Source organism: Mycobacterium sp. NGS59 (assembly GCF_059812345.1).
Genome location: NZ_JCALCN010000040.1, coordinates 18,805 through 30,753, shown reverse-complemented (window position 1 = coordinate 30,753; position 11,949 = coordinate 18,805). Strand labels below are relative to the sequence as shown.

At 64.3% G+C, this 11,949-nt stretch carries 10 protein-coding genes and 2 pseudogenes; 11 read left to right on the top strand and 1 reads right to left on the bottom strand.

From position 1 onward, the window contains the following. The first annotated feature begins 118 nt into the window (after positions 1-118). The 5 genes and pseudogenes from AC5Y46_RS25125 to AC5Y46_RS25105 form a co-directional block, all read left to right on the top strand. On the top strand, positions 119-718 hold the full coding sequence (locus AC5Y46_RS25125; RefSeq protein WP_083123077.1) for a recombinase family protein: 600 nt from the start codon (positions 119-121) through the stop codon (positions 716-718). Between the two features lie 405 nt (positions 719-1,123). After that, positions 1,124-1,474: an abortive infection family protein gene (locus AC5Y46_RS25120; protein WP_237159639.1), complete on the top strand. Its 351-nt coding sequence runs from the start codon at positions 1,124-1,126 to the stop codon at positions 1,472-1,474. 245 nt (positions 1,475-1,719) lie between these two features. After that, positions 1,720-2,220 (top strand): annotated as a pseudogene (locus AC5Y46_RS25115) (VIT1/CCC1 transporter family protein); the annotation flags it as partial. An 85-nt stretch (positions 2,221-2,305) separates the two neighbouring features. Then, positions 2,306-3,889: an FAD-dependent oxidoreductase gene (locus AC5Y46_RS25110; protein ID WP_202375175.1), complete on the top strand. Its 1,584-nt coding sequence runs from the start codon at positions 2,306-2,308 to the stop codon at positions 3,887-3,889. Continuing rightward, positions 3,886-4,188, top strand: a pseudogene (locus AC5Y46_RS25105) (4Fe-4S binding protein); the annotation flags it as partial. The gene AC5Y46_RS25110 and the pseudogene AC5Y46_RS25105, both read left to right, overlap by 4 nt. A 70-nt stretch (positions 4,189-4,258) precedes the next feature. Here AC5Y46_RS25105 and AC5Y46_RS25100 read toward each other — a convergent pair. Then, positions 4,259-5,068 carry a class I SAM-dependent methyltransferase gene (locus AC5Y46_RS25100; RefSeq protein WP_202375174.1) on the bottom strand — a complete coding sequence of 270 codons (810 nt, stop codon included), beginning with the start codon at positions 5,066-5,068 and terminating at the stop codon, positions 4,259-4,261. A gap of 315 nt (positions 5,069-5,383) precedes the next feature. On the opposite strand from AC5Y46_RS25100, the gene AC5Y46_RS25095 reads away from it, so the two are divergent. The 6 genes from AC5Y46_RS25095 (at position 5,384) to AC5Y46_RS25070 (ending at position 11,899) form a co-directional block, all read left to right on the top strand. Further along, positions 5,384-5,947: a P-loop NTPase family protein gene (locus AC5Y46_RS25095; RefSeq protein ID WP_428901921.1), complete on the top strand. Its 564-nt coding sequence runs from the start codon at positions 5,384-5,386 to the stop codon at positions 5,945-5,947. Positions 5,948-6,074: 127 nt separating this feature from the next. After that, positions 6,075-9,140, top strand: a complete 3,066-nt coding sequence (locus AC5Y46_RS25090; RefSeq protein WP_428901922.1) for a ComEC/Rec2 family competence protein — start codon at positions 6,075-6,077, stop codon at positions 9,138-9,140. 511 nt (positions 9,141-9,651) lie between these two features. Beyond that, the gene (locus AC5Y46_RS25085) at positions 9,652-10,218 is read left to right on the top strand and encodes a dihydrofolate reductase family protein (RefSeq protein ID WP_428901923.1); all 567 of its coding nucleotides are present in this window, start codon (positions 9,652-9,654) and stop codon (positions 10,216-10,218) included. A gap of 108 nt (positions 10,219-10,326) precedes the next feature. Continuing rightward, positions 10,327-10,644, top strand: a complete 318-nt coding sequence (locus AC5Y46_RS25080) for an SDR family oxidoreductase (protein ID WP_428901924.1) — start codon at positions 10,327-10,329, stop codon at positions 10,642-10,644. A 50-nt stretch (positions 10,645-10,694) separates the two neighbouring features. Next, positions 10,695-11,507 carry a TetR/AcrR family transcriptional regulator gene (locus AC5Y46_RS25075; RefSeq protein ID WP_428901925.1) on the top strand — a complete coding sequence of 271 codons (813 nt, stop codon included), beginning with the start codon at positions 10,695-10,697 and terminating at the stop codon, positions 11,505-11,507. Next, complete coding sequence (locus tag AC5Y46_RS25070; RefSeq protein ID WP_428901926.1) at positions 11,504-11,899, top strand: DoxX family protein; 396 nt, start codon at positions 11,504-11,506, stop codon at positions 11,897-11,899. The genes AC5Y46_RS25075 and AC5Y46_RS25070 overlap by 4 nt, the downstream gene beginning before the upstream one ends. Positions 11,900-11,949: the final 50 nt, after the last annotated feature.

Below are 11,949 nucleotides of genomic sequence, written 5' to 3'. Positions count from 1 at the left end.
TATCGCTGAAGATTCACCGCCACTTACCTCTGAAGATCACAGTCGCACCGTCTCATTTCTTGTCTCATACCGCGTGTCTCAGATCTTCAATGTCGGAGGTCGATGAGACGGTGGTGGCGTGACAACGATCCTTGGGTATGCGCGGGTGAGCACCGCGGGCCAAGACCTCGATGGACAGCTGGTCGCACTTGCTGCCCAGGGCATCGAATCCGGCCAGATCTTCACCGACAAGCTCTCGGGTGCGGTGAATACCGACCGGCCAGGCCTGTCGGCCCTGCTGCACTACGCCCGCGAGGGCGACACCGTGGTCGTCACCGCCATCGATCGTCTCGGGCGTTCCGTCGCCGAAGTTACTCGCACAATCGCGGAACTCGGCGAACGTCGAATCCTGTTGCGCGCCTTACGTGAAGGCATAGATACCGGCACACCGACAGGCCGCGCGGTGGCCGCCATCATGGCCACCCTGGCCGAGCTGGAGCTCGAGCTCGGCCGCGAGCGCCGTGCCGCTTCTCGTGACTCCAGGCGGGCGCGCCGCCTGCCGGCCACTAAGCCCGCCAAACTGACCCTTGAAAGGCAGCAACAGCTCCGTCGTCTCGCTGAGACCGGAGAACCCGTTCATGAACTCGCTAAAGCGTTCGGCATCAGCCGAGCCACGGCATACCGGTACCTCGCTGCACCCGTGGACAGTCAAGTCCTGGAGTCGAGGCAGCCGTCATGAATCTGACCGAGCTGGGCGCGGCCCTTGGCCCCTTTTTCGATATCTCAGGCAGCCCCTCACACCAGCAGCTCCGCGATGCATTCGCCCGCCACGGCCTCGGTCATCTCGACCCCGCGCCAGAGGGAAGGACATCGAACGGGTCCCACCTGGGCAAGATGAAGCGAATCCGACATGTCTTCGCCTCACCAGCAGCGCACAACGCGACTGCGGGGCTGCCCTTGGCCCGAGAACTTGTGGCGCTGTGTCGGGCCCACGGGGGCTTCAACCCTGACAGCGAGAGTTACGCCGGCAGTGCGAGAGTGACCCAGCTCGTCCAACGCCTTCGCTCCGCTCGGCTTCACACTCGAACCCGACGGGTCCACACGGCCGACCGTCATCGACAACCTCAGCGGCACAGAACTCACAGTGACGCTGCGCAGCTACGTCGACAGAATCAACTCCAGCCCCGACGACGCACCTCTACAGGTCGGCACTGGCAAGGAACTCGACGAAGCCGCCGCCCGGCACGTTCTGACAGAACTTCTGGGTGACTACCCGGTGTCGGGCAACTTCCCGGTCACGTTGACCAGTGCTTTTACCGCTATCGGCATGGCCACCCCCACGGAGCTGCCGAAGCTCGATCCCGACCCGCACCGCGCAGTGCATCAATGTCTGTTCCTGCTGGCCACCGCGGTCAATCGACTCCGAAACGACGCCGGCACCGGCCACGGGAACTCGACGGCGGCTGAGGCTCTAGCGGCCAGGACCCACTCCTGACGGCAACCCACGATCACATGTAGGCAAAGCCCCAGCCTCCCTATACTGTCTAGATGCACCCCACCAAAAGCGGGGTGGTCCAACAAATTCAGTCCGGTTCACGGGGGCGGGGTCTCTGTTCTTTTGCATTAACTGGTGAAATTGTTGCCTTTGCGATTGAGTGGAGCCCCATGGAGGACGATCCGCAGCCGAGCTTGGGGGCGGCCCCCACGCCGCCGGCGGAAAGGCGGCGGGATATCTCGGCGATGGCGGGTGCAGCGGACCATTCCGGCGAGCCGCACGGTGGCGGCGTTGCGGGCAGGTTGAACTGGTTGCGGGCGGCAGTTCTTGGCGCGGACGATGGGATCGTGTCGGTCGCCGGCATCGTGGTCGGCGTCGCGGGTGCCACCACTTCCCGCGGCCCCATTTTCACTGCCGGATTGGCTGGGTTGGTCGCGGGAGCGGTATCGATGGCGCTCGGAGAGTACGTGTCGGTCGCTAGCCAACGTGATAGCGAAGCCGCCCTAGTAGACAAGGAACGCCGGGAGCTACGCGAGCTGCCCGACGACGAGCATGCCGAGCTAACTGCGATTTATGAGGCCAAAGGACTCTCACCGCAGACCGCCGCGCAAGTCGCCGCCGAGTTGAAGAACCACGACGTGCTGGCCGCACATCTCGACGCCGAACTGAATATCGACCCCGATGACCTCGCCAACCCGGTTCACGCAGCGGGCGCATCGGCGGCAGCTTTCACTGTCGGTGCGTTAGGGTGGTGTGGGCCGTGGCGGCCCTTTGGGTGTGGTCGGCGGTGATGTTCGGCACCGACCGACTCAAGGCATAGCAAGGAGGGTCATGACGAACTACGAAACGTTGACGACCGATGTCCTGGTCGTCGGTGGCGGACCTGCGGGCACATGGGCGGCGATAAAAGCGGCGCAGGCCGGCGTCGACGTCGTGTTGGTGGACAAGGGCTATACCGGGGCCAGCGGCGCAACCGCGTCGGTCGGTACCGGCGTGTGGTACGTCGACGACGTGCCCGAATTACGCGAGGCTGCGATGGCCAGCCGCGAAGCCCTTGGCGGTCATCTGGCTGACCGAGGTTGGATGGCAAGGGTTCTGGACGAAACCCACGCCCGGATGGACGAGCTCGCCGATGTGCAGCGTTATCCGTTCCCGGTGGACTCCACCGGTCGTTCCATCCGTGATGATCTGCAGGGGCCCGAGTACATGCGACGGCAGCGCACCCGGGTGCATCGCCTCGGCGTGCGCATCCTCGATCACACGCCGGCGCTCGAGCTCGTCGTCGACGACGATGGTGTGGTGTCCGGTGCCGTCGCCGTGCACCGTGAGTCGGGCAGAACCGTCCGCGTCGAGGCCGCCGCGGTGGTTCTCGCTACCGGTGGCTGTGCTTTCCAGTCCAAGACCATGGGCTGCGATGTCGACACCGGCGACGGTGCTTTGATGGCGGTTGAGGCGGGCGCGGTGCTATCGGGAATGGAGTTCTCCAATGCGTACGCGATCGCGGTCAAGGGCACTTCGCTGAGCAAGACCGCGTACTACTCGTGGGCGAGCTTCTACCGCACCGACAAGACCGTGCTGGAGGGTGCGGGCAGCACCAAGGGACGGTCCGTGATCGCCAAAACCCTACTGTCTGAACCGGTGTACGCCAGGATCGACCGCGCCACCGAGGACGAGCAGATCGCCATGCGAAAAGGCCAGCCGAACTTCTTCATCGTCTTCGACCGGATGGGCATCAATCCCTTCACCGACTATTTCGAAATCACTCTGCTCGCCGAAGGCACCGTGCGTGGCACCGGCGGCGTGCGCGTCGCCGACTACGACTGCTCCACAGATGTCCCCGGCCTGTTCGTGGCGGGTGACACTGCGACGCGTGAGCTCATCTGCGGTGGATTCACCGGTGGCGGAAGCCATAACGCGGCATGGGCGGCATCCTCGGGCAGCTGGGCCGGACAGGGCGCAGCGGCGTTCGCCGCCCGTCGCGGACGACCGGGCACACCGCTGCGCCCCACCGGGCAGGCAGGCCTACGGCCCGCCGGGCGAACCAACCTCGATCACCGGGCGGTGGTGGCCGAGGTGCAACGCCAAGTCCTGCCATACGATCTGAACTATCTGCGTCACGCGGACCGCATGGCACCGGCACTGGAATCGCTTCACCTCACCTGGTCGGCAATTCGGGACGGGCTGGTGGGCGTCGGCGAAGGCGCCTTCCGGGCACGCGAAGCGGCGGCGATGGCGGCACACGCGCGATGGATGTACCACACCGCACTGAGGCGCACCGAAACCCGGGGCATGCACAGACGGCTGGATCATCCCGTCGAAGATGCAGCCCAACACCATCGGCTCATCACCGGCGGACTCGACGAGATCTGGACCCGCCCCGAACCGTTGGCATCTGCCGGGGGGTGGGCAGCGTGATCGAGATCGTCGACGAGGGGCGGTGCATCGCCTGCGATCGCTGCATCGACGTGTGCCCGACACGGGTGTTCGACCGTGGCGCCGACGGAGTCCCGGTGATCGCCAGACACGACAGTTGCCAGACGTGCTTTCAGTGCGAGGCGTATTGCCCGACCGACGCGCTGTTTGTCGCCCCGCTGGCGGTGCCGGTGGCCGCCGGCTCCCGGTTCCACGACGCCGACGCGCTGGCCGCGGCGGGCCTGCTCGGCGGATACCGCCGCGAACTGGGTTGGGGAAAGGGGCGGGCACTCGGCGCGCGCACAGCGGTCGGACCGCCGTTTCCGGGGTGACCCCTACCCACGGCCGGCTCGAATCACGGATCGTGAGCAGCTAGTTCCTATTGGCGATCAACACTTCCAGCGTAAAAGTCTCGGTGAAGTGACCGGTGGGATCGATGGCGAGCAGGGTGCCGGTGACCGTGTCCTCGAACGCGGCCTGTCGGTCACCGAGCAGTCGGCGAAGCGGCAGGGAGGTCGAGTAGAGGTAGCCGATGATGTGTCCAATGGTCCACGTCCGTGTGCATTCATAGACCTGTCGATTCATCTGCCGGAACGCTGAATTGGCCAATATCTGCTCATGTGTCTGGCCGGTGTGGGCCGCCGGAGTCAGGCCGTCCTGGTAGTTCGGCGGCAGGAAGCGCCGCTGGATGGCTCCGATGGCCCGCTGCCACGGTGTGCTGGGCAGCAACAAGTTGCTGTCGTTGGCGATGACCAGGCTGCCGTCGTGGTCGACCATCTCGGCGAGTGCCCTCAGGAGTTGTTCGCGGTCCATCCAATGAAACGAGCGACCCATGGTGACCAGCTTGAAGTGACCGAGGTCGCCCGGGAGATCAGCCGAATGGCCCTGTATCCAGATCACGTTGGTGACCCCGGCTTGCCGTGCTTGCCGGGCGGCCTCTGCGATCATGTCCGGTTCGGGGTCCAGGCCGACGGCTTCAGCGACGTGGGCTGCCAGCGGAAGCGTCAGTTGACCGGTGCCGCAGCCCAAATCGAGCAGGCGACCCGTGCCGTCGAGGCGCAGACGTCGGATGACGTCGCCGAGGAAGGCCTGCGGATAGCCTGGCCGGTATCGCGCATAGTGCCGCGCTGTCCCCGCGAAGAGACCGCGCCCCGCGCTGTCGAGCGGATCGGTCGCATTCATCTTCCTCCCTTCTCGATCACCCGTCTGGTAGTCCCGTCGGCGGCCTGATCCACGACACGTAGCAGCCCACTGACCCAACCGTACTGGCACCGGTGCGCTTGTCGACTCGTCGAATACTGGTCGGCGCAGGCGCTACGATAGTCACCGGCGACTGGCGCAGCTGGTGACCCACCTGAACCCCGCTGCTACACAAAATGTTTCGTACAACGGTTCTCGGCTGTGGTTGACAGTACTCGTCCTCGCCGCACGAGCGGGCAGCACGTCATTATCGACGTCCGCTCGGGGACTCTGCGAGCCTGGTTTAGGATCGGACGAGTGTTGTCAGCATCCGATCCGATCACCTGGCAGCCGCGGCGCATCGCCATCGCTGGAGTAGCGGGATCGGGCAAAACAACGTTGGCGAGCCGTGTCTCCGATCGCCTGGGGCTCCCCTACATCGAGATTGACAGCCTTTTTCACGGCCGCGATTGGCAGCCGCGAGACGATTTCGTCAACGACGTGCACAGGATCATTTCTGCCGATTCGTGGGTCATTGAGTGGCAGTATGCGGCGGTCCGCGACCAGATTGTCGAGCGTGCTGACACGATGCTGTGGCTCGACCTTCCAACACCACTCACCCTCTATCAGTTGACGCGCCGCACGATGCGCAGGCGGATCCGTCGGGTGGAGCTGTGGAATGGCAATTACGAAGGGCCCCTGCACAAATTCTTCAGCGACCCCGACCACATCGTGCGCTGGGGAATCCGAACCCGCAACAAATGCCGTGACCGGGTACCAGGTGTCGACGCACTCCACCCGCATCTACACGTCGTGCGCCTCTCCTCCCGGCGCGACAGCGAACGCTGGGTCAACCGCGCCGCTACCCGCCCGTCGCGGTAGTCCTTCTCCGAGCTGAACCACGGCTCCCCTTGGCTGTTTCCCGGGGAGTCTCCTGACAGCCGAACACCGCCCCTAAAGTCGCACTTTCGGGCAGAATCCGGCACCTCGCTGCGCATACCCTGGACAGGTGGACCGGAGCCTCGACACCACAACTCCTGTCATCGCGCCCGCCGGCCGGCAAACCACCAAGCCTCCGGCGACTGGATCGCTGCTCGGTTTACAACAGAGCGCAGGCAACCGCGCCGTGTCCGCGCTCTTGACCGGTAGCGAAATCTGCTCAGAGCCAAACGGTCTGCCGACGTCGGCACCGACGCTTGCCGGGAGCATCGCCATGCAACGGCAGAACAAGCCCGAGCCGAACTCCACACCGGCGGACGCTCCCACGACGTCGAAGTCCGGCGACGCACTACGCGCACTCGGCATTAGCATGGCCGAGGGTGACCTGAAGAAGCTCGACGAGCTTTATCCACAGGGCGATTTCGTCCTCAATCCGGTCAAAGTCGTAATGCACGGCCGATATGGGTCCGGTGCTGGGGCGGCGCGCCTCGAAATGCGGCAGATCGTCGGCAAGAACTACACGCCGCGATCCACAACGTATCTGGTGGAGACAGGGGCGGGGCGCGCGATCATTCTGGTGGGAGCCGACGGCGCGACGCGACTTTTCGACGCCGGGAACGTGGTCGGTTACACGGCAAGGGCAGTCAACGCGCTGCGCGCGGCCGGCCTTGCGAAGACCCCAGAGATCATCAAAATTTCACACACCGACAGCGATCACCTGACGGATCTTGAGGCGGTAGTGAAGGACTGCGGTATGCCCCAGCCATCGGTAGAGATCACCAAGCAGCAGCTGAATGATCCCGCGATGAAGTCCTTTGCGTCGGTGCGAATCAACGCGGTGCGCAGCCAGGTCGTGGAGATCGATGTGACAGGTGAGGGCATGCACGTACACCGCGAGGTGTCCGGTGCGCTGCAGGGTACCGACCTGCGGTGGGCTCCGGCCCAGGCCGGACTGGCCGGTGGCGGCTCGAAACGGGCCACCAACGCGGGGAGCCCGATTTCTATCGTGCGCGACCTCCTCACCGGCGAAGTTCGGGTCTACACAGCCGATTCCGAGCCGAGCACAGTGATGAAGATGTTCGACTACATCCATCCGTCGGCGATGCCGTACATATTCGGTCAAGGCCAGCTCAAGGAGTTTGAGTTGCCGCATCACGGCGGTGCGAACACCGAGACCCGCAAGGCTGAGGCAGGGTTGAACTATCTGCGATTCCTGCGGTTGGCGTATGACGCGAGCGATGGCACTTCCACCTTCTTTGCTCAAACGGAGAAGGAGAAACTGGAACAACAGACCAACCACGTGCGCTGCCTGCATGCCGCCGGATTTCCGATCGAAACAGTTCTGCTGCCCGAAGGTGGTGGTTCGGGCATCAAGAAGGTCGAGGGCGGGGTCTCCAGCCCGTTGGCGCTGACCCCCGAGGAGCAGGCCGAGGTTTCCGCGAAAATCAAGCCCGCCGAATCGGCACTGATGCAGTCGCGCAAAGTCGCCTTCTCGGTTCAGCAGATGCGTACCGCTCTAGAGATTCAGATCGCATCCGCCGAGGCCACGGGGTCCTCATCCGTCGCTGCCTCCGCACGTCAAACGCTTGCGCAGCTCGAGAAGGAAGACGCGGCCCGCGCCGAGGCCACCAACGCATGGTGGACTGCAGCCGCCGACGCGGTGAAGGCCAGCGGTGGATTCAACAAGAACTTCGACGCCTCGGGTTGCCGGGCGGCCGCCGACAAGATCGGTGGCACCGAGATGATGAAGGCCGAACGCCTCGGCGAGTTCGAGAGTTCGGTGAACTTCAACTCCGCCATGATGGAGTCCTCAGGCAGGGTCTACGAGCTGGCGCTGGGGATGACCGACGCGATGCTCAAGCAGGACCCGGTCGCGATGACCAGTCTCAAAGCCCGGCAGGGCGATGCCTACCGTGAGGCGGTCCAATTGATGGGTTCGGCCAAAGTGCTTGAGACCGTTCGCGAGGCCTGGAAAACCGAGTTGTCCAACATGCAGAAGATGCAAGTCGAACTGTCGAAGATGAGCGAGGAGGCGGCCAGGGCCAAGCGCGAGAACCGGATGGCGATGGCGTCGATGGGTGCGCTGGCCAAGCAGATGCAGGCTGAGGCCATGGTGCACGCCGCGAGTGAGGGCAGGGCGGGCATCCCCCGCGGGCCCGGCGGCGACGTTCGGCAGGGCGCGCGAGCGGGAGCAGGCGCGATGGCAGCGCTCGAGGTCATTCGGATCGTCCTGGAGACCTGGGCCAACATCCGACAAGGAATGAAGGCTGCGGAATTGCGGGCGCTGAAGCGGCAACTGCGAGGGATGCAGAAGTTGGATTGGTGGCTGAATGTCGGTGCCAGTCCGGGCGTCGAGTTGGTGGACGACAACGACAACCCGCTGAACCCGAAGATCACTGATCTGGGGGTGATCAACAAGATCATGGCTGGCGAGAAGACCGACGGTCACGAGGTGCCGGAACATCGACGGATCGTGATCACGTCGCTGAAGTCAGAGGACCAGCAGATGGCAGTGTCCAAACTGATGTTCAATGCGGTGAACCTGAACGATTTTCACCAACTGTTGTTCGATGCTCGCGCTCAGCAGGACGAGCAGAAGCGGCCGCCCGTCGAAGCGACGGATGACGGCGAGCACTGGGGCGCCTACGTCTGGGATTTCACCAAGAAGGACTACACCCAGCGGGTCGACGCGAAGGCATCAGAGATGTTCGCGAAGGTCTATCAGACTTGCTTCGACAACAGCGACGCCGAACTGAAGCGCGACCAGAAGTTGAGCGGGCGCACTACAGGGACGGTTGCGCAAAGCGGAATCTTCTACAAGACAAGGGATTTCTACGCCTACTCTCGCGGAGGTCGGCGCAAGATGCAGTTTCCGTTCGAACCGGTCCTGTCCTTTGGACCAAACCGACCCACCAGTGGCGACGTGCTGGGCAAGGCAGCCGACGCAAAGACGTATGCGTATCTGCGGCAATTCGATTGGTACGTCTCAACGCAGTCCGCCACTACGCCGGGCGCCCACACCGGCGTGGAGTACAAGCCGAACGATGAGGGTTATTGCTGGATCGACGCTTCGGACGTGCAACTGCGTGCCGAATCATCCGCGAAGGCGCCGGGTGCGCAAACCCTGCCACAGTGACGTACGTAGAGAGGTTGCCGATGGCGGAGCTCGGTGAGCATGCGTGGTTCTGGGAGCCAGCATGGCGGACCTGGTGGGTGCGCGAGCACTGGCCGAGTTTTTTGAAACGGTCACCGTGGTGGAGCGGGATGTGCTGGAAGAGCTCTCGCATCGCCGGGGCGCGAATAGTAAGCCGTCACAGCCAATCAGAATCAGAACTGTCCGCCGATCTTGTCGTCGATGCGACGGGGCGTGGCGCGCGGACACCGGCGATGCTGGAACGGCTGGGTCATACCCGGCACGACCGAACTCCGAGGTCTCGCTCGGGATCACGAGGAACCGAGTCGGCGCCCCAACCCTCGACGCGCTCGGGCCTTCATATGATTTCTGATCGCTCGGCGGTTCGGCAAACAGTTTGCGATGCCACTGCCACGCCGTGACTTGCCACTTGGATGAGGGCTTTCGAACGAATGCCCTCGAGCCCTCGTATGTCGACGCGATGAGTTTTGCTCTCCGGTACAGTCCGATCTGCATGGGCAGACTCATCTATGGCTTCAACGTGTCGGTGGACGGTTACATCGCCGACGCACAAGGCAACATCGACTGGTCCGATCCGAGCGAAGAACTGCACCAGTACTGGAACGACTTCGAGCGGGAGACCGCCCTGTCGTTCTACGGCCGGCGGCTCTACGAACTGATGTCCGCATACTGGCCGACGGCCGACCAGGCCCCGGACGCCACCCCCCTCATCGTTGACTTCGCCCGCATCTGGCGCGACATGCCCAAGGTCGTCTTCTCGCGCACCCTGGAGTCCGTCGACTGGAACTCCCGACTGGAACGCGGCGACCCCGTCGAAGTGGTGACGAAGCTGAAAGCCGAAACCGACGGCAGGCTGGAGGTGGCCGGCGCAACGCTGGCCGCACCGATCGTGCAGGCCGGACTGGTGGACGAATACCGGATCGTCCTCACGCCCACCGCCGTGGGCGGCGGCACCCCGTTCTTTCCGACCCTGCCGTCATGGATCTCACTGCGACTATTGGAAAACCGCACCTTCCCCGGTGGCACAGTCCTGCTGCGCTACGAGGCCAAACACGACTGATCGGGCATACACAGCCACTCTCTGGCCGCCATCAAGCGGACATGCCATCGACGAACCACTCCTCCCTGATACTCGAGTAATGGTTACAGTCATTCGAGTATCAAGGCTGTGTCCGACGAAGGGACGGGGATCATGATGGGCACACCGCAGTTGCCGAGCATTCCCGCCCCTACGGCCTGGGAGCAGTTGTTGCGGCTGGACGGCAGATGCGCGGTGGTCACGGGCGGCAGCCGCGGATTGGGTGAAGCGATCGTGCACCGGCTCGCTCAGGCCGGAGCCGCGACGATGCTCACCACCATGATGCCGCCGGGACGGCCGGGCTGGCCCGACGAAATCGCCAAGGCCGTGCTGTTTTTGGCCTCCGATATGGGCAGCTACGTCAGCGGGGCCAACCTCATGGTCGACGGCGCCCAGCACCTCCGCTGATGCCGGACAACAAACCGTCAACCGAACCCGTCGCTGGAGTCTCCGCAGCCGTGGGTGACGATCTGGTGCACGCAGCGCTGCGCGCTGCTGACGCCCTCGGCAAAGACGTTGCCGACGTTCCGGTGATCGCGATCGCCCGCGAAGCCGGACTCTCCCGCAGCACCCTGATCCGCCGCCTCGGCGGCACCCGCGCGAACCTCGACGCCGCGGTCGCCGCCGCCGGAGTGGATCCCGGCGGCCAAGCACCGGTACGCACCCGCGCTCTGGACGCCGCCGCCGCCCTCATCGACGAGGCCGGGCTGGCCGCGGCGACGCTCGAAGCGGTCGCGGGCCGCGCCCAATGCTCGGTGAACAGTCTGTACGCGGTGTTCGGGGTCCGCGATGAGCTACTACGAGCGTTGTTCGAACGGCACAGCCCGTTGCTGCACATCGAAGACTTCTTCGACACCGAGCACGGCGATCTGCCCACAACAGTGCGGCGCCTCTACGGATTGATCGCCCACACCCTGGCCACTGAGCCCCGCGTGGCCCCCGCCTTGCTCGCCGAAGCCTTAGCCCGGCCCGATAGCCCCGCCATTCAACACCTGTTGGGCCACAACGCACCCCGGCTGCTCAACAGTCTCGGGTCATGGCTGACCGGAGAAATCAGCTCCGGCCGCATCCGCGAGATCCCATTACCTCTGCTGATCCAGCAGCTCATCGCCCCCATCGCGATCCACATGCTGGTGCGCCCCACCACAGCGGCCATTCCCGGTATCGAACTGCCCGACCTCGACACCGTCTGCGACGTCTTCACCGAGACGTTCCTGCGCGCCGTCACACCAACCTCGCACGCCACCGAGACTCGAAGGAAAACACCATGACCACCCCCGACCCGACCCGCACCCGCATCGTGCTCGGTACCGCGTTCGCCGGCGCCGGCATCGCCCATATCATCAACCACGAATGGTTCGAACGACTTGTCCCCGAACAGCTCTCGCCATGGCGCAAACCCATCAGTGCTGTCACCGCCGTCATCCAGCTCCTCGGCGGAATCAGCATGTTCATCCCTCGACTACGCGCCCTGGCCCGGTGGACCAACCTGGCCATCCTTGTCCCGACCCTGCCCGCCGCGATTGCTCAGACCCGGCACCCCGACCGCATGCGCGCGCTCGGCATCGATCCCAAGCTCGTCGTTCTCCGGATCCCCGCACAAATACTGGTCGCCGCTCTCACATGGTGGTCCACCCGTCCCCCAGCCAACCCACACAACTAGCCGTCCCCGCGTCGAATAGCCTTCGCCCACTCATGTGCGTGAAGAAAATG

Bases quoted from the DNA above. Each gene is read 5' to 3' on its own strand.
- AC5Y46_RS25070 (WP_428901926.1), top strand. From the start codon at position 11,504: ATGACCACCCCCGACCCGACCCGCACCCGCATCGTGCTCGGTACCGCG.
- AC5Y46_RS25100 (WP_202375174.1), bottom strand. From the start codon at position 5,068: ATGAATGCGACCGATCCGCTCGACAGCGCGGGGCGCGGTCTCTTCGCG.
- AC5Y46_RS25110 (WP_202375175.1), top strand. From the start codon at position 2,306: ATGACGAACTACGAAACGTTGACGACCGATGTCCTGGTCGTCGGTGGC.
- AC5Y46_RS25085 (WP_428901923.1), top strand. From the start codon at position 9,652: ATGGGCAGACTCATCTATGGCTTCAACGTGTCGGTGGACGGTTACATC.